17 protein-coding genes are annotated in these 17,815 nt (G+C 70.7%); 15 read left to right on the top strand and 2 right to left on the bottom strand.

Annotated elements, in window-relative coordinates; all coding sequences use genetic code 11:
• Positions 1-6 precede the first annotated feature (6 nt).
• The 3 genes from AB0K11_RS03980 (at position 7) to eccB (ending at position 3,234) form a co-directional block, all read left to right on the top strand.
• Positions 7-711 carry a hypothetical protein gene (locus AB0K11_RS03980; RefSeq protein ID WP_364972431.1) on the top strand — a complete coding sequence of 235 codons (705 nt, stop codon included), beginning with the start codon at positions 7-9 and terminating at the stop codon, positions 709-711.
• A complete protein-coding gene (locus AB0K11_RS03975) occupies positions 708-1,760 on the top strand; it encodes a polyprenyl synthetase family protein (RefSeq protein WP_364972429.1) in 1,053 nt (350 codons plus the stop codon). Before AB0K11_RS03980 ends, AB0K11_RS03975 begins: the two co-directional genes overlap by 4 nt.
• A 67-nt stretch (positions 1,761-1,827) precedes the next feature.
• A complete protein-coding gene (gene eccB, locus AB0K11_RS03970) occupies positions 1,828-3,234 on the top strand; it encodes a type VII secretion protein EccB (RefSeq protein WP_364972426.1) in 1,407 nt (468 codons plus the stop codon).
• Here the strand turns inward: eccB and mycP are convergent.
• Together mycP and eccD are read right to left on the bottom strand one after the other, a co-directional pair.
• Positions 3,193-4,530 carry a type VII secretion-associated serine protease mycosin gene (gene mycP, locus AB0K11_RS03965; RefSeq protein ID WP_364973709.1) on the bottom strand — a complete coding sequence of 446 codons (1,338 nt, stop codon included), beginning with the start codon at positions 4,528-4,530 and terminating at the stop codon, positions 3,193-3,195. The genes eccB and mycP overlap by 42 nt on opposite strands.
• A gap of 14 nt (positions 4,531-4,544) precedes the next feature.
• On the bottom strand, positions 4,545-5,870 hold the full coding sequence (gene eccD, locus AB0K11_RS03960) for a type VII secretion integral membrane protein EccD (protein ID WP_364973706.1): 1,326 nt from the start codon (positions 5,868-5,870) through the stop codon (positions 4,545-4,547).
• Here eccD and AB0K11_RS03955 point away from each other — a divergent pair.
• From AB0K11_RS03955 to AB0K11_RS03900, 12 genes are all read left to right on the top strand, one after another.
• On the top strand, positions 5,770-5,994 hold the full coding sequence (locus AB0K11_RS03955; protein ID WP_364973794.1) for a hypothetical protein: 225 nt from the start codon (positions 5,770-5,772) through the stop codon (positions 5,992-5,994). The genes eccD and AB0K11_RS03955 overlap by 101 nt on opposite strands.
• A 6-nt stretch (positions 5,995-6,000) precedes the next feature.
• On the top strand, positions 6,001-9,810 hold the full coding sequence (eccCa, locus tag AB0K11_RS03950) for a type VII secretion protein EccCa (RefSeq protein WP_364972424.1): 3,810 nt from the start codon (positions 6,001-6,003) through the stop codon (positions 9,808-9,810).
• Positions 9,807-10,979: a type VII secretion-associated protein gene (locus AB0K11_RS03945; RefSeq protein ID WP_364972422.1), complete on the top strand. Its 1,173-nt coding sequence runs from the start codon at positions 9,807-9,809 to the stop codon at positions 10,977-10,979. The genes eccCa and AB0K11_RS03945 overlap by 4 nt, the downstream gene beginning before the upstream one ends.
• A 74-nt stretch (positions 10,980-11,053) precedes the next feature.
• A complete protein-coding gene (locus tag AB0K11_RS03940; RefSeq protein ID WP_364972420.1) occupies positions 11,054-11,377 on the top strand; it encodes a WXG100 family type VII secretion target in 324 nt (107 codons plus the stop codon).
• A 16-nt stretch (positions 11,378-11,393) separates the two neighbouring features.
• The gene (locus AB0K11_RS03935) at positions 11,394-11,690 is read left to right on the top strand and encodes a WXG100 family type VII secretion target (protein WP_364972418.1); all 297 of its coding nucleotides are present in this window, start codon (positions 11,394-11,396) and stop codon (positions 11,688-11,690) included.
• A 425-nt stretch (positions 11,691-12,115) separates the two neighbouring features.
• Positions 12,116-12,559, top strand: a complete 444-nt coding sequence (gene rplM / locus AB0K11_RS03930; RefSeq protein ID WP_364972415.1) for a 50S ribosomal protein L13 — start codon at positions 12,116-12,118, stop codon at positions 12,557-12,559.
• A gap of 50 nt (positions 12,560-12,609) precedes the next feature.
• A complete protein-coding gene (rpsI, locus tag AB0K11_RS03925) occupies positions 12,610-13,056 on the top strand; it encodes a 30S ribosomal protein S9 (protein WP_364973704.1) in 447 nt (148 codons plus the stop codon).
• A gap of 311 nt (positions 13,057-13,367) precedes the next feature.
• Positions 13,368-13,787, top strand: a complete 420-nt coding sequence (locus tag AB0K11_RS03920; RefSeq protein ID WP_364972412.1) for a hypothetical protein — start codon at positions 13,368-13,370, stop codon at positions 13,785-13,787.
• 383 nt (positions 13,788-14,170) lie between these two features.
• Positions 14,171-14,533: a hypothetical protein gene (locus AB0K11_RS03915; protein ID WP_364972409.1), complete on the top strand. Its 363-nt coding sequence runs from the start codon at positions 14,171-14,173 to the stop codon at positions 14,531-14,533.
• A 134-nt stretch (positions 14,534-14,667) separates the two neighbouring features.
• The gene (glmM, locus tag AB0K11_RS03910; protein ID WP_364972406.1) at positions 14,668-16,008 is read left to right on the top strand and encodes a phosphoglucosamine mutase; all 1,341 of its coding nucleotides are present in this window, start codon (positions 14,668-14,670) and stop codon (positions 16,006-16,008) included.
• A 39-nt stretch (positions 16,009-16,047) separates the two neighbouring features.
• Positions 16,048-16,353: a type VII secretion target gene (locus tag AB0K11_RS03905; RefSeq protein WP_364972402.1), complete on the top strand. Its 306-nt coding sequence runs from the start codon at positions 16,048-16,050 to the stop codon at positions 16,351-16,353.
• Positions 16,354-16,356: 3 nt separating this feature from the next.
• Entirely contained in the window at positions 16,357-17,811 is a 1,455-nt protein-coding gene (locus AB0K11_RS03900; RefSeq protein WP_364972400.1) for a hypothetical protein, read from the top strand.
• The last annotated feature ends 4 nt before the right edge of the window (positions 17,812-17,815 follow it).

Genomic DNA, 17,815 nt, shown 5'->3' with positions numbered 1-17,815 from the left:
AATCGCGTGACCGGGGAAAACGGTGCTGAACCAGGCAACGGATCGGGCAGCGAACTGCCGTGGGCGTCGGTTTTCGACGCCTCCGCCAACGCCCGCGCGCTGAGCGCCATCCAGGCCGAGGGCTTCAAGGCCGCCAGCACCCTCGTCGACCGCTTCATCCGAGCTGCAACGGCCGGGCTCAGCGGCACGCGACCGACCACGGCGGCGCCGCTGTCCAATCAGCAGCGCGCCGACATGTTCGGCGCCACCGATCTGGAGCCGCTGATCAGGTCGTGGTGGGCGATGGCCGGTCAGCTACTGCTCGGAGCCGCTCCGCAGTCCGATACCGGCGACTCGCCCGCACGTCCGGACGCCCCGGCCGTGGACTTCGCCGACGCCGACATGACGGGCCAGATCACCCTCGAGGCGGCGCCGCCGGGCCCAGCAAAGGCGATGGTGTGGCTGCACAACAGCGGTGAGACCGACCTCGCCCCGGTGCGACTGCGCTGCAGCGACCTGCTGGCCGCCGACGGCGCCGTGGTGGGTGCCGAAGCGGTGTCGTTCTCGGCGCCGGAGGCCGCGATGCCCGCGCTGTCCAAGCGCGGTGTCGAGCTGAGCGTCACGCTGGCCCCCGGCACCGCCGCCGGCGTGTACCGCGGCACGCTGCTGACCGAGGGGCACGCCGACCTGTGGCTGCCCGTGGTGCTCACCGTCCGCGTCGCTGCGCCGTGACGAGCATCGCCGACCGCGCCGGCTTGGTGGCCGGCGTCGAGACCCGGCTCCGCGAGGTGGCCAAGGAGATTCGCCGCGCGATGCTCGACGCGATGCCCGACGGAGAACCCGTCCAGTGGCTGTACGCACCTATGCGTGACTATCCGTCGCGGCCCGGCAAGGGCCTGCGGCCGGCGCTGTGTCTGTCTGCCGGGCGGGTGTTCGGCGCGTCGGTCGACGACCTGCTCGGCATCGCCGTCGCGATCGAGTTGCTGCACAACGCTTTTCTCGTCCACGACGACATCGCCGACGGCAGCGAGATGCGCCGCGGCAGGCCGACGCTGTCGGCGATGCACGGGATGGCCGCGGCCATCAACGCCGGTGACGGACTGGCCGTGGTCGCCGGGCAGGTGCTGCGGCGGGCCACCGGCCGCCTCGATCGCGACCTGGCCGACCAGGTGTGGGACGAGTTCGACACGATGGCGCTGCGCACCCTGGAAGGGCAGGCCACCGAGGTCGGCTGGCTGCTGGACGACGTCGAGGATCTCGGGCCGGACGACTACCTCGACCTCATCATGCACAAGACGTGCTGGTACACCACGATTCACCCGCTTCGGGTCGGCGCACTGGTGGGGTCGCGCGGGACGGCGGACCTGCGGCCCCTGGTGCGCTTCGGCTTTCACTTCGGCGCGGCCTTCCAGATCCGCGACGACCTGCTCAACCTGGTCGGTGACGAGGCGACCTACGGCAAGGAGATCCTCGGGGATCTCTACGAGGGCAAGCGCACGCTGCCGCTCGTGCATCTGATGTCGTCGGCGACCGGCGCGGACAAGCCGCTGGTGCGCGACTACCTTCGGCGCACGCGTGCCGAGCGCACGGCCGAGCAGGTCGGTGCGGTACGACGGCTGATGGACGACTACGGCAGCATCACCTTCACCCGGGAGTACGCCGAAGGAATCCTGCTGGTCGCCGAGGAGTACTTCGAGCAGGCCTTCGCGCAGGCCGAGCCGGGCCCCGACCTGGACTTCCTACGGGCGCTGGTGCCCTACGTGTGGGCGCGGTGGCGCTGACCGCTGCGCTGTGAATTGATGACATCGCCTTGTCCCGCAGGCCGTTAGGCTCCACTCGGGGGATGTCATGGCGAGTTCACGGGACCGAACGACCACTCGGCTGCAGGTCAGCGCACACCGCTTCCTGACACGCCGGATGCAGCACGCGCTGGTGCGCGGAGACGTCCGGATGCTCGACGATCCGATGCGGACACAGTCGCTTTCGTTGACCGCCGGCGCCGTGCTGGCGGTCATCGCGATCGGCGGGTGCGCCGTTCTGGCGTTCCTGCGACCGCAGGGCCCGATCGACGGCGCGACCATCTTGGCGGTACGAGAGTCCGGAGCGCTGTACGTCCGGATCGACGACACCGTGCACCCCGTGCTGAACCTGGCGTCCGCGCGCCTCATCGCCGGTGCTGCCGACCTCCCGATGGTCGTCAGCGAGCAGGCTGTCGCGTCGGCCCGCCGTGGTCCGGCAGTGGGGATCGCCGGGGCGCCCGCGTCGATCGGCACGACCCTGCCTGCGGCTGAATCGCTGTGGAACGTCTGCGACTCCGGGGACCGGACCATTGTGCGGGTGGGCTCACCGCAGGACGCGGCGCCCTTCGACGACACGGACGCGGTCCTTGTCGCACCGGCGTCTGAGAGCGCAGCAACCACATATCTGTTGCATGCCGGCCGGCGTGCCGCGGTCGATCTGCGCGACCGTGCCGTCACCCGGGCGTTGCGGCTGGAGGGCAGGACGCCCCGGCAGGTGCCACGCAGCCTGATCGACGCCATCCCCGAGGACCCACCCATCGTCGCGCCGAGGATCCCGGGAGCCGGATCGACGGGTCCCGCGGCGCTCGGCGGGTATCCGGTCGGCACCGTGGTGAGGCTGGCGCGCGCCGAGACCGCCGAGCACTACGTCGTGCTGACCGACGGTGTGCAACGTATCGGCGAGGTCACCGCGGACCTGATCAGGCTCACGGTCAACCAGCCGCGCGAGGACATCCCGACGATCGCCGCCACCGCCCTGGCATCGGCCCCGGCGGTCGAAACACTGCCCGTCGGAACGTTTCCCGCGCGAGTGACCATCGCGGACCCTCCGGTGCTCTGCGCGCGATGGCAGGCCGGTGACGGTCCTCGGCAGGCGCGCACCACCCTGTGGCGTGCCGACGCCGTTCCGTCCGGACCGGGGCTCGTCGCACTGGCGCAGGCCGACGGCAAGGGTCCCGCGGTCGATGCGGTGGAGGTGCCCGCGGGGCGCAGTCTGTTCGTGTGTGCCGTCGGTGTCAACGGTTCGGGCGGCGGATCGGGGCCGCTCTACCTCGTGACCGATGTCGGCGTCGTGTTCGGGGTGCGTGACGCACAGACCGCGCAGCACCTGGGCCTGTCGGCCGCCGCGACACCTGCGCCCTGGCCGGTTCTGGCGAGGTTGCCGCGCGGCCCGGAACTGAGCAGGGAGCGCGCGTCAGTCCTGCACGACTCGGTGGCCGGACCGGGGCCCGGCTGATGCGCTGAGCGCGATGGCCGCCGCCATTAGGACGCACACCGCGGCGCCGTACGCCGCGACACGGCGGGGGCGGGGATCCGGGTCGGCGGCGGTTGGAGGCGGATCCACCCGCACCGGTTGGGCGCGGCGCGCGTCCACCGGCGGCGCCGTGCCGGTGACGGCGGCGGCCGCATCGACGACGCCGTGGCCCACGACCGGATCCCAGCCCGCCGACGGGCGCCGGGCGGTGTCCTCGATACGTGCCATCACCTGCCGGGCGGTCAACTGCGGCCACCGCGATCGCACCAGTGCCGCAACGCCACTCACCACGGGCGCCGCATAGCTGGTGCCCGAGATCGGCTCATCGCCCGACCGTGCGGGCAAGGTCGTGATCAGTCCTTCGCCGTCGGGATCGAGGGCGACGACCGACTCTCCGGGCGCCGCGACATCGACCCAGGGCCCCGCCAGGCTGAAACCCGACGGCGCACCCGACGCGTCGACCGAACCGACCGTCAGTACCAGATCGTCGTACCAGGCCGGACTCACCACGGTGCGGACCGACTCCCAGTCGGGCACGGCCGGGCGACCCGGATCGGTGACGGGATTCTGCTCCGCGCACTGGCCCGCACCGCTGACATTGCCCGCGGCCGCCACGACTACCACGTTCTTGACGTCGACGGCATAGGCGAGAGCCGCACCGAGCGGGCGGTCGTCGGGAGCCTCCGCCGCGGAAAGGCACGCCACCGAGGACACGTTGATCACCGTCGCGCCCAGGTCGGCGGCGCTGCGCACCGCCATCGCCAGCGTCTCGACGTCGCCGTAACCCGAGCCGCCTGGATCGTCGACGGCCCGGAACCGGTTGCTGGACTGCCGGATGGTCAGTATCGAGGCGTCGGGTGCGACACCGCCCGCCTGCTCGGGTGACGCCGCGGCGCCGACGATCCCGGCGACGATGGTGCCGTGGCCGTCGCAGTCCTCGGTGCCGTCGCCGCTCGACACATAGTCTCCGCCGGGCGCCAGGTGCGGCAGCAGCCGATGCCGGGTCACGCCGGTGTCGATGACCGCGACTGTCTGGCCGGCGCCGCGGGTCAGTGGCCGGATCTCGTTGAGCGCGAGCATGTCGAGCTGGTGTGGAGCACCGGCCGCCACGGGGGCGTCGCCCGCATCCAGACAGCTGCCCTGCGGTTCGGTCAGGTCCGGAGGCGCCGGCGGGCGGGGTGCGGGCAGCAGCGTCTCGTCGACCGCGGGCGGGGTCACCGCCGCCGCCACCGGAGTCGCGATCAACGGTGCGGTACCGACGACGACCGCTGCGACCAGCCGGCCCGCCGTGGTCACGGCAGCTGCCACCCGCGGACCGCGGCGAACACGCCCGCAACCCAACAGGCCAGTGGCACCACGGCCGTGAGCGCGGTGTACTCCAGCGCGTCCACGGCGCGCGCCGCGACCGGACCCGCCACCGACCGCGCGGCCGGTGACAGCGCGATCGATCCTGCGACGACCGTCGACGCCGCGATCCAGAACGCCTGACCCGCCATCGACGCCGACACCTCGACGAATGCCGCTGTCAGACAACCCAGGCCGCAGGCGGTCAGCGCGCTGCGGCACCAGCCGTCGGCGTGCGACCGGCTCCGCAGCACCAGCGCCGAGCCGACGGCAGCGCACAAGCCCGCGTCGACCTGCCACGGCGCATCGGCCCCAGCCCCGGCGCCGCCGGCCGCGACGAGCAGCACGCCCGACAGCACCGCAACGGATGCGCCGGTCACCAGCGCCGTGAGAAGCCGCCGCCCCCGTACCGCCCGCCTGTCGGCGTCACCGTGCCCGGCCGGTGTCTCGCCCGTCGGCGTCAGCCCGGCCAGCAGCACCGACAGCCTCGCCGCGGAACTGAGCGTGCCGAGGCCGAGCACGGTGAGGACCGTGCCGAGGACGGCCGTCGGCAGCGCCCACACCATCGCGGCACCGAGTGCGGTCGCCCCGAGCAATCCGGTGACGGCGATCGCGGTCAACCACACCGACGAGCGAATGGACAACCGGAGCACCAGGATCGCCATCACCGTCAGCGAACACACGGCGAGCAGGAAGTTGGCCGGGGCGGGACCGCCGGGCACTATCCGGTAGCCCAGCACACTCGCCAGCACGAGCGCGACGTGCTGCATGGTTGGGCGCCACCACGGGTCGGGAGCCGTCCGATCGGCAACGACCGCCGCCGCACCCGCCGCGGTGGCGAGTGCACCGATCGTGACGAGATGTGTTGCCGTACCGGTGACCACACCCGCACACGCCAGCGCGAGAGCACCAGCCGCCACCGTCCAGGTCGCCGCCGCGGACGCGATCAGCCGCGGGGGAGGGCCGCCGGCAACCCCCTCAGCCACCACCGTCGGAAGGTCATGAGATCTGAATGTGGGGGCCGGCGGGTCGTGGCGGGACAGCAACAGCACCTCGCCGTCGCGGACGCCCACCTCCGACAGGGTCGACGACTGATCGATCGCCGCGCCCGCGGCGCGGGACAGCCGCCAGCGGATCGGTGCATCAAGGCCCGTCGCACCGATCGTGTCGACGATGGACGGCAACAACTCCGCGATGGTCACCGCCGACGGAAGTGCGAGATCAATTGTTCCGCTTCGACTTCCGTCACTACTGTGCACCGAGACCCGGCGCATCGAATCCGACACCGCATCACCCCCCGTGAACGTCGGCGATGTCACCGTAACCGACGGCGCGGGGGCGGGCGCGCGCGAAATTCTCGCCTGGGGATGGAACGCTTTCGACGCCGTCGCCGTCTGATCGACGATGGAATTCATCCGAGGGAGCCGGCTGCCCGTCCCCGTAGTCGCCGACGGCGACATCGCCGTGCAACCGCCGCCGGAGGTACCGCAGGCGACGCCGGCCAACCCGCTTGCGCGGTTGCTCCCGGTCGCGATGGTGGTCGCCGCCGGCGGCATGATGGTGCTCTACTTCACCTCCGGCGCCTCGGGTCCCCGCAGCCCGATGTACCTGCTCTTTCCGGTGATGATGCTGCTGTCGCTTGTCGGCACACTCGCCTACGGACTACGCGGGTCGCGGACCGCTGAACTCGATCAGGGTCGCCGCGACTACCTGCGGTACGTCCAGGCGCTGGACGCGGCGGCGGCCGAGACTGCTCGTGCGCAACATCGTTCGTCCCACTGGCGTCACCCGCCGCCCGACGGGCTCTTCACCTTGATCGGCGGCCCGCGGATGTGGGAGCGAAGACCGGCCGACGACGACTTCGGCCATGTCCGCCTGGGACTGGGAACCCAACCGCTGTCCACCCGATTGATCGCGCCGCCCGTGAGACCCGTCGCTGAGCCCGACCCCGTGACCACCTCGGCCGTGGGTCGCCTGATCAGCACTCGTGGCGTCGTCACCGACATGCCCGTCACGGTCGACCTCTTCGCGACCGATGCGATCAGCGTCGCCGGCGAGGGCGACGACGTACGCGCTCTCCTGCGGTCCGTGCTGTGTCAGGTCGCGGTACTGCACGGCCCGGAGCATGTCAGAATCGCCGCGGTCACCGACGACACCACCGGACACCACTGGGACTGGCTGAAATGGGTCCCGCATCACGGACATCCGGTCATCAGCGATCGCATCGGACCGGCACGGATGACGTACGCCGCGCTGACCGAGGCCCGCGACGCGGTGGCCGCACTCCTCGACGGGTGCTCTCGCGTGGTGATCGTGGTCGACCTCGCATCGCCCGCCGCCGCCGAACCTGTGCACCTCGACGTCGGCGGGTCGGTCACGGTCCTTCTGGTCGAAGCCGCGGGCACGACGACGTGCGAATCGACCCGATGGATCGTCGACGGCGGCGACGTCGTTCTCGGCGACGGCCCTCGTATTCGGCGCGACGGCCTGGAAGCAGCGGCAGCCGTCGCGTGTGCGCGCCGACTCGCTCCCTACCGCCCGGTGGCCACTGACGCCGACGATCCGATGGTCGTCCCCGCCGACTGGCCGGCCCTGGTCGGCATCGGTGACCCTGCCCGCCTCGACCCGCCCGTGCTGTGGGGGTCCGGCGATGCGGCAACGGAGCTGCGGGTGCCGGTCGGTGTCAGCGAGCACGGCGACCCTGTGCTGATCGACATCAAGGAGGCGGCGCACCGGGGGATGGGCCCTCACGGTCTGTGCATCGGGGCGACGGGTTCGGGAAAGTCGGAGTTCCTGCGCACACTCACGCTGGGCATGCTCGCCTCCCATTCCCCGGACCGGCTGAACGTCATCCTGATCGACTTCAAGGGCGGCGCGACCTTCCTCGGCTTCGACCGCGCAGCCCACGTATCCGCGGTGATCACGAATCTCGCCGACGAAGCGCATCTGGTGGCCCGCATGAAGGACGCCCTCTCCGGCGAGGTCACTCGCAGACAGGAGTTTCTGCGCGCCGCGGGCACTTTCGCCGACATCGCCGAGTACCACCGCGCGCGGACGCGCCGTCCCGAGCTGCCTCCGCTGCCGTCACTGCTGATCGTCGTCGACGAGTTCTCCGAACTCCTCAGCCAACACCCCGACTTCGCGGAAATGTTCGTCGCGATCGGGCGGCTCGGCCGGTCACTCGGTATGCACCTGCTGCTGGCCAGTCAACGCCTGGACGAAGGACGGCTACGCGGACTGGACAACCACCTGTCCTACCGGGTGTGCCTGAAAACGTTCTCCGCCAGCGAGTCCCGGGCCGTGCTCGGAGTGCCCGACGCACACCACCTGCCCTCGACACCGGGCGGGGCGTACCTACGGACGGCCGCCGGTGAACTCGTCCGGTTCCGCACCGCCTACGTCTCCGGACCGGCGCCCGAACCGCGCCGAGTCGCGGCGAATCCGCCGACCGCCGTGCCCTTCACCGCCGCGCCGGTACCCTGGCCGCCCGCCGAATGCGGGCACCACGAAAACTCCGGCCGCAGCGTTCTCGACACCGTGTTGGACCGGCTGGCCGGTCATGGCGCGCCCGCACACCGGGTGTGGCTGCCGCCCTTGACACATTCGCCGACCCTGGACCAGCTGTTGTCCCTCGGCGGCCCGGAACCGCTGACCGTACCGATCGGCCTGGTGGACCGGCCGTTCGAACAGCGCCGCGATCTGCTGTCCGCCGTACTCTCCGGCGCGGACGGCAACGTGGCGGTGGTCGGCGGGCCGGGCAGCGGTAAGTCGACCGCCCTGCGCACACTGGTCTTGGCGTTGGCGGCGACCGCCGGTCCACGGGATGTCCAGCTCTACTGCCTCGACTTCGGCGGCGGTGCGCTGGCGTCACTGCGCGCGCTGCCACACGTCGGCGCCGTGGCGGGCCGCCACGAAGGCGATCTGGTCCGTCGAACGGTCGCGGAACTCGAATTGCTGGTGCGGGCCCGCGAGGTCGGATTCCGGGAGTTGGGCATCGACTCCGTGTCAGAGTTCCGGCGCAGGCGGGCGGCCGGTGATCCGGCGGTGTCCACCGATCCGTTCGGTGACGTCTTCCTCGTCGTGGACGGTTGGACGACGGTGCGCCAGGACTTCGACGGCCTCGACGCCGCGATCACTTCGCTCGCCGCGCAGGGCCTGTCGTTCGGTGTGCACGTCGTCCTCGCCGCAGCACGGTGGGCGGACATCCGTCCCGCGCTGAAGGATCAGCTCGGCACCCGGATCGAGCTGCGGCTCGGCGATCCGGCGGACTCCGAGATAGACCGCAGGCGGGCGCGCGATCTTCTCGACTGTGCACCCGGGCGCGGACTGACCCGCCAGGGCGCGGACTTCACGATCGCGTTGCCGCGGCTGGACGGCGTGGCGAGCACCGCCGGGCTGGCCGAGGCGCTCGCCGCCGGTGCGCGGGACCTGCGGGCACGTCACCCCGGCCGGTCCGCGGCGCCGATCAAGTTGCTGCCCGAGCGGGTGGAACTCGCCGAGCTCACGGCATCGGCCGAAGGTGACCGGGTCGTGCTCGGCGTCGGCGAGCGTCGACTGTCCGCTGTCAGTATCGATTTCACCGAGCAATCGCATCTCATCGTGCTGGGTGAGCCCGGGTGCGGGAAGACCTCGACACTGCGCACCCTGTGCACCGAGATCGTGCGGACCAACGACGTGCACAGAGCCGAACTCGTGATCGTCGACTACCGCAGGACGCTTCTCGGTGTGGTGGACACCGACCACCTCGGGGCCTACCTGATGTCCGCCAGCGCCGTGAGCGCCCGCATGCCTGCGCTGCTCGAGCGGCTGCGCGGCCGGCTGCCGGGCGACGAGGTGACGCAGCGCCAGCTGCGCGACCGGTCGTGGTGGTCAGGTCCCGAAATCTATCTGGTCGTCGACGATTACGATCTCGTCGCAGGTGCTGCGGGCAACCCGCTGACGTCCCTGCTCGACTACCTGCCGCACGCCAGGGACATCGGCCTGCACGTCGTGGTCGCGCGCCGGTCGGGCGGTGCGGCACGGGCGATGTTCGATCCGGTGCTGGCCCAGCTGCGCGACCTGGGCAGCATGGGTCTGCTGATGAGCATCAGTCCCGACGAGGGTGTGCTGCTCGGGTCGGTGCGGCCGGCGCTCCGCCCACCGGGCCGGGCCGTGCTGCTCACACGGGCCGCGGACAACCAGGTCGTCCAGGTGGGCTGGACCGAGCCGCCGTGACCGCGGTGATCGAGGTCGGGCCGGTAACGGTGTCGGGTGCCCACCCCGTCGACGATCAAAGTGCCCTGGCAGCAGTGGAATTCATCGACTCGGATCTGGCACTCGTCGACGAGAGAGCGATTCCCACCGACGAGCTGTCGCGCGACGTCCTGCGCTCTGCCTGCGGCGGCCCGGTGCAGGCGGTGGTGTTGATCGTGCCGACATGGTGGCCGCGACGGCGCTGCCATCGGATGCTCGGTGCGGCGCAGTGGTCGGCAGCGGACGCGGTGACCGTCACCCGCGCTGAAGTGGTGCGCGCGGCGGTGTCCGCGGCCGATCCGGCCGTCGCCGAGATCAGTCCCGACTTCGTCGTCGTCACCGGTGATGACGTCGCGGCCGTGCCACGCGCCGAGGATTCGCGGCGGGTGGGCCGCGCGGTGGCAGACGCCGTGAGGGGCGAGAACGCCGTCGTCATCGACGCGCCGGTGGGCGTGCCCGGGGCGGGCCAAGTCGCCTCGGCGATCGCCGATTCGCTGCGCTCGAACGGCGTCGCCGTGCTCCGCGTCGACCGACGTGCCCTGCGGTCCGCCGCCGCGAACATGGGGGCGCCCCCGTCGATGACCGGCACCACGGTCGCGACGCCTCATCGACGCGGACGCCACGGCGTCGCCCTCCTCGGCGGCGCCGTCCTGGCGGTCGCGGGACTGGGTCTCGCCTTCGATGACCGGGCCGATCCGGCCGAGCCCGAGCACCATGACCCGGAGACGCTGTTGGTCGAGGGACGGGTCGGAGTGCAGGTACCGGCGCTGTGGACCGTCGACCGGATCACCGACGGACCCGGGTCGGCGCGGGTGCAGGTGGAATCCCCGGACGATCCGGTCACGGCACTGCTGGTCACCCAGGCGCCGGTGCTGCCCGGAACGACACGTGAAGCGGCCGCCGAGACCCTGCGCGCCGCCCTGGCCGGCGAAACGCCCGGCGTCTTCACCGACTTCGTGCCCGATGACCACAGGGGTGGGCGACCCGTCGCGTCCTACCGCGAGATCCGCCCTGGGCGCCACATCGATTGGTCGGTGTTCGTCGACGGCGGGGTGCGGATCGGCATCGGGTGTCAGGAACCGTCGGATGCCGAGCGGCCGATCGGGCCCGTCTGTGATCGGGCCGTCCGATCCGCTCACGCGATCTTCTGAGAATGCCCGGGAACCGAATGACTTTGCGGTGCGTCGAACCTGATATCTCACAACCACACTGGAAAGGCGATCTCATGACGACACCCATCGGTGGTGCGCTCAACACCGACCTCGACCTGATGACCTCGGTGGCGGGCAAGGTCGACGCGCGCAATGAGGACACCCGCGCGATGCTGCAGTCCTTCATCGGCAGGATGGGCAGCGTGCCGCCGTCGGTGTGGGGCGGTGTGGCGGCGACGCGGTTCCGCGACGTCGTCGAACGGTGGAACGCCGAGTCGACGAAACTCCATGGGGCGCTGCAGCGAATCGCCGAAACGATCCGGCACAACGAACGGACGCTGCGCGACGCCGGCGACGGTCACTCGCAGCGCATCGACGCCGTCGCGACGAACCTCTGAGAGAACGGGAACCGTCATGGACCAGGTGCTGTCCTACAACTTCGACGAAATCGAGTACACGGTGCGTCAGGAGATCCACCAGACGTCGGCGCGGCTGAACGCGGCACTCGACGAACTGCGCTCGCACATCGCGCCGCTGCAACAGATCTGGACCCGCGAAGCCGCCGAGGCCTACCGCGCCGAGCAGCTGCGGTGGGATCAGTCGGCCGCGGCTCTGAACGAGATCCTGTTCAGTCTGGGCAACGCGGTCCGCGACGGCGCCGACGACATGGCGGCGACCGATCGCAGCGCCGCTGCCGCTTGGGGGAGGTGACAGCCGACGCCACACAGACTCTGTGCGGTCCTGCTGGGAGGGGAGCCCGGCGGGACCGCACAGCTGTGTGCGGCAGGACTGGTTTTTGCACGGAGGGTCGTGATGTCGAGGCGTTCACAGCCGTGAGCGCAAAAACCGCCGCCACCGCTGCGTCGACTGTTGCGGCTGGTCAACGCAGTGGGGGCGTCGCGAGCCGACCCGGCGACGACCTGCGGCGACGGTAGCCTCGACATCCTGGCCGGCCCGCCGCACGGCAGCCGTAAAGGGCGTTTTGACCTGCGACGACACCCACCGGTAAGCTGCTCCGTTGGCGTGCGGTACGCACGGAGTTCTCGGGTCACTGTCGGTCGCCGAGACCACTTCACCGCCAAACGCCTGACCGGCACCCGGGTCACCGGGATCCCCGAGAAGAAGAGGTAAGCGCTGTGCCTACGTACACGCCGAAGGCGGGTGACACCACGCATTCGTGGTACGTCATCGACGCCACCGACGTGGTCCTCGGCCGGCTCGCCGTCGAAGCAGCCAAGCTGCTCCGCGGCAAGCACAAGCCGACGTTCACGCCCAACGTCGACGGTGGCGACTTCGTCATCATCGTCAACGCCGAGAAGGTCGCCATCGGTGGCGACAAGCTCACCAAGAAGTTCGCCTACCGCCACTCGGGTTACCCCGGCGGCCTGCGCAGGCGCACCATCGGCGAGCTGCTGATCAAGCACCCGACCCGCGTCGTCGAGAACGCGATCGTCGGCATGCTGCCGCACACCAAGCTGAGCCGCCAGGTGCAGAAGAAGCTCAAGGTGTACGCGGGTCCCAACCATCCGCACGCCGCGCAGCAGCCGGTTCCGTTCGAGATCAAGCAGGTGGCCCAGTGACCGAAACGACCGCAGACGTGACGACCGAAGACGTGACCGCCGAGGCCACCGTGACCGATGAGGTGACCGAGGCCGCCGAGGCGACCGAGGCCCGCGAGCCGGTCTACATGGAACGGCCCATCCAGACCGTCGGCCGCCGCAAGGAGGCCGTGGTCCGCGTGCGCCTGGTGCCGGGCACCGGCCAGTTCAACCTGGACGGTCGCAGCCTGGAGAACTACTTCCCCAACAAGGTGCACCAGCAGCTGATCAAGGCGCCGTTCGTGACCGTCGACCGGCTGGAGAGCTTCGACGTGTTCGCGCACCTCGACGGTGGCGGCCCGTCCGGGCAGGCCGGCGCGCTGCGTCTGGCGATCGCCCGGGCGCTGATCATCGTGCAGCCCGAGGACCGGCCGGCGCTGAAGAAGGCCGGCTTCCTCACCCGCGACCCGCGTGCCATCGAGCGCAAGAAGTACGGCCTCAAGAAGGCCCGCAAGGCGCCTCAGTACTCGAAGCGCTGATCTGCGCACAGACGCGAAACCGATCGCCGAGCATGCCGCGTGCATGCTCGGCGATCGGCGTTTGTGAGCCGTCGCACAGTGGGATCTGAGTAAAGCGGGCCGGCGCTGTGCGCGGGAGCGACGGCGCGACAGTTACTTAGGGCGTATCACGGTGTGCCCGGTTCGGCGGCGCCGAGCTTGAGTTCCGCCCCTCCGCTGCGAAAGCCTCGATCGCGGAGCACGGACGCCTTGCGGCGTCGGCGGGACCCCGCCTCTGGTGCGACGCGAGTCGCAGACCGGACCGTTGCTACCGGATCCGAGAGGAGTGATTGATGACGAACGCCAAGAGCATCGTGAAGAACGTCGCAGCGGGCACCCTGATGGGTGGCGGACTGCTGATCACCGCAGGCCTGGGCACCGCGCAGGCGCAGCCCCTGCATTCCACGCCGGACGGCCTGGTGAACGTCGCGGTCGCAGAGCAGACCATTCTCGAAGGTGTGAGCACCGACGAGGCCGCGACCAAGACCGCCGCGATCTGCGGTTCCGAGGTCGCCGAGGTGACCGCCCTGGCCGACCGCGTCGACGCCGAGGGCACCGAGCAGACCGTGTGCGCGGGACTCCCGGGCGGTGACCTCGTGGTGACCCAGAACGCCGCGGCCTCCTCGCAGCCCGAGGGCGCCGAGAGTGGCACCGCAGAGACGGGCCCCGAGCGCGTCGAGACGCCTGACAGCGCGCCGGTCCAGACCGGATAGTTTCGGCGATCTGACCGATCTCACCGCCCGTGTCCGCCCGGACGCGGGCGGTGAGTCGTTTCAAACGGGTGACGTCGCGTAATGAGCCAGTAACGAGCGGCGAGCGAGCCCCGATGAAGAGGTAGGGCCTCCACCTGCGCGAAGCGGTAAGATTATTGACGCACCAGTTAATTAGATGGTGGCCAGTATACGCTTCCTTCCGAAAAGAATCATGTGATTTCGGTTTGATCTTGCCTCTGATCGAGGAAGCCCTCTGTCAGGAAGTTCGGGCGCCATCACGGCGTTGGCAGGCAATTCCTGTCTCCGGTACGAGTCCAGTCGCTCGTCGAGGGGCCGGACCGCAACTTCCACGACTGAAGGGATCCATTGAAATGAAGAACATCATGAAGACCACAGCCGCAGGTGCCATGATCGGCGGTTCGCTGCTGTTCACGGTTGGCATGGGCAGTGCGACCGCGCAGCCGCTCAACGTGCAGGACGGTCTCGTCAACGTCGGGGTCGGAGACGTGACAATCCTCGAGAACGTGAACGTCGGCGTGGCCGCGCAGGTGCTCGCAGCCATCTGCGGCACCGACGTGACCGCTGCCGTCCTCGGCGAGGTCGACCAAACCGGCGACACCCAGACGTTCTGCCCCCTCCCAGGTGGCGACGTCACCGTGACTCAGAACGCCGGAACCCCGGGGCAGTCGGGGCAGGTTCCTCCCGGAAATCCGCAACCCGGAACTCGGGGCGGCCCGAACCGCTAACTGAACCGAGTCTCACCGCCCGTATCCGCATGGATGCGGGCGGTGAGTCGCGTTCGGATACCGATTCGACGGCGGCACGGCCAACGACGTCCGCAGTTGGCTCTCGCACGGCGATGTGTGAGAGGTTGTGCAGCATGGGTCGACTCTTCGGCACCGACGGGGTGCGCGGCGTCGCCAACCGGGACCTGACGGCCGAGTTGGCGCTGGCGCTGGGTTCGGCGGCAGCCCGCAGGTTGGGCACCACCGGCCAACATGGTCGCCGCCGCATCGCCGTCGTCGGCCGCGATCCACGGGCCAGCGGCGAGATGCTGGAGGCCGCGGTCATCGCCGGGCTGACCAGCGAAGGCGTCGACGCGCTGCGCGTCGGTGTGTTGCCGACGCCCGCGGTGGCTTATCTGACCAGCGCTTACGACGCCGACTTCGGCGTGATGATCTCCGCCTCACACAACCCGATGCCCGACAACGGCATCAAGATCTTCGGGCCGGGTGGTCACAAGCTCGACGACGCCACCGAGGACCGGATCGAAGAGCTTGTGCAGGCCGGACCCGGGGAGCGGCCGGTCGGTGCCGGCATCGGCCGAGTGGTCGACGCCGAGGACGCGCTCGAGCGCTACCTGCGCCACGTCGGCAAGGCCGTCACGACGCGCCTCGACGGCCTGACCGTGGTGGTCGACTGCGCGCACGGCGCGGCGTCGACGGCGGCGCCGCTCGCCTATCGCGCCGCAGGGGCCCGCGTCATCGCCATCAACGCCGAACCCACCGGCCTGAACATCAACGACGGGTGCGGGTCCACCCACATGGAAACCCTGCAGGCCAGCGTCGTCGCGCAGGGCGCCGACCTCGGCCTCGCCCACGACGGTGACGCCGACCGGTGCCTCGCGGTGGACGCCACGGGTCGCGTCGTCGACGGCGACGCCATCATGGTCGTACTGGCGCTGGCCATGCAGGAAGCGGGCGAACTGGCGTCGAACACGCTGGTCGCCACGGTGATGAGCAATCTCGGCCTGCACCTGGCCATGCGGGCGGCAGGCATCGAGGTGCGCACCACCGGCGTCGGCGACCGCTACGTGCTGGAGGAATTGCGTGCCGGCGAGTACACCCTCGGCGGTGAGCAGTCGGGCCACATCGTGCTGCCGTCGTTCGGCACCACAGGGGACGGCATCGTCACGGGCCTGCGGCTGATGTCGCGGATTGCCCAGACCCGCTCGCCCCTGTCCGCCCTCGCCGCGCCGATGGAGACACTTCCGCAGGTGCTGATCAACGTCCAGGTCGCCGACAAGGCGACGGTCGCGCAGGCCCCGTCGGTGCAGACAGCCGTCGCGCAGGCCGAGGCCGAGCTCGGTGACACCGGCCGGATCCTGTTGCGGCCCTCCGGAACCGAGCAGGTGGTCCGGGTGATGGTGGAGGCCGCCGACGAGGACACCGCTCGCCAGCTCGCCGTCCGCGTCGCGGAATCGGTCAGCGAACAGCGCTGACGCGGAACCGGATCAGCCCCGGCGGCGTCCAACCCGGGTATGGGAGAACGTGACGCCACTCGCGTCGACGCAGCCGCATTGCACACCGCAGCACACCGATACGAATCGGCTGCCCGACTCGTCGACACCGCAGTCCGCACTCACCTGGATGCGCTGACCTTCGACGGCGCCGCGGCGGGGCGGGCGCACACCACGCGAGGCGACGCGCTGCGCGCCGCCGTCGACGACATCGTCGCTCCGCTGCGGCAGTGGTCGAGAGCGGCAACGGAGATCGCAGTGCTGCTGCGGCTTTCGGCGGACCGCTACGCCGACGCCGACACGGCCGCGGCACGTCGGGTCGGCTGAGCGATGACCGTCCAGTTCGACGTCGCCGGCCGGCTGGCCGACGGGCAACCGGCGGTCGACACCCTCGACACCTACGTGTCAGCCTGCGCCGCCCTGGGTTTCGAACACCCAGACCTCACCGCCCACGCAGATCAGGTGCACGGCTGGTACGGCAGCGAGGCCGGCATGGACCTGCGGGCACTCGACGCCGACTGTGCCCGGCTGCGCGCGGCGGTCGCGGCCACCGAGCAGGCCCGCGACGTGCAGGACGGTACTGCCGGCGCGCTGGCGGACTCCTGGGCCGGCTCCGGTGGGCAGTCGGCTCGGGAGTTCCTGCGGCGGCACGGCGACGCGTCGGCGACGGCGACGGCCGCACTGGCCGCCGCGGCCGATGTGCTCACGGATCTGCGGGACCGACTGTGGCACAGCGTCGATGCCAGGGTCCAGGCCACGCAGGCGATCGCCGACACGAGCGAGAGCGTGGAGTGGGAGGCGGCCGCACGGACGGTGCTCACCGGAGCCGGAGACCGCGTGGCGGCGAGTGAACTGGTCGATCTGCGGGTGAAACCGTTCGTCGCCGAGGAGGTGGGCAACGAATGGGTCAGCGCGATGCGGGCGGGTACCGACGACGTGGTGGCCGCCTACGACGCGGCGACCACGAAGCTCGCCGCCGAACCCGCCACCCTGTTCGAGGTGCCCGCCGACTGGGGTCCGGCGGCAGTTCACACCGTACCGGCCGGGGTGGTCGAAACAACCGTCGCCCGTCTGCCTTTCGCTGATTCAACCGACGGCGGGGCGCCCGCTTCCGGTGGTTCGCCGGCGTGGAGCGTTCCCGCGGCCGGCGCAGCGCCGTCGCAGGCCTCGCCGTTGACACCCACCGCGGGGGGACCGGCACCCGCCGCGATGGAGCCGGCGGTGTCGGCTGCCGAACCGCCTGCGCCGTCAGTGAATCCTGCCGCCGCTGCGCCCGCGCCGTCGTCGGCGCCCGCGATGGGTGGGCTGCCGGACGTCGGATCCGGGCTGTCCGGGATGGGGCAGCAGTTCGCCGACATGCTCGGCGGGTTGCTCGGATCGTCGGGTGACGCGCTGTCCGGTGTCGACGAGCTCGAGTCACCCGACGACGAGGGCGCCGATCCGCGTGATGAAGAGGCTGCCGTGGAAGAGCCGGGAGACGACTCCGAGTCCGACTCCGGTGCCGGTGTGGTGAATCCGGCAGGCGGTGGCGGTTCACCGGCACCCACCGAAGCGGCCGGCTCTACACCTGCGGCGCCGGAGTGCGCCGAAACTTCCACGCCGAGCCGACCTGCCGAGGAGCCGGTCGTCGAAGAGCCTCCTGTCGAGGAGCCGCCCGCTGAGCCGCCACCGACACCGCCGCCACCCGCCGGGCAGGTCGCCGCCGCCGAACCGGTACCGCCGTCGGATCAGGCTGCCACGCCGTGTGAGATCGCGGCCGACGAAGTCCCGCAGGCCGGCGAGTGAGGAT

This window comes from Mycobacterium sp. NPDC050551 (assembly GCF_040674075.1).
Classification (GTDB): Bacteria; Actinomycetota; Actinomycetes; order Mycobacteriales; family Mycobacteriaceae; genus Mycobacterium.
Note: the sequence above shows the minus strand (reverse complement) of the source record. Positions and strands in the feature narration are given on the sequence as shown.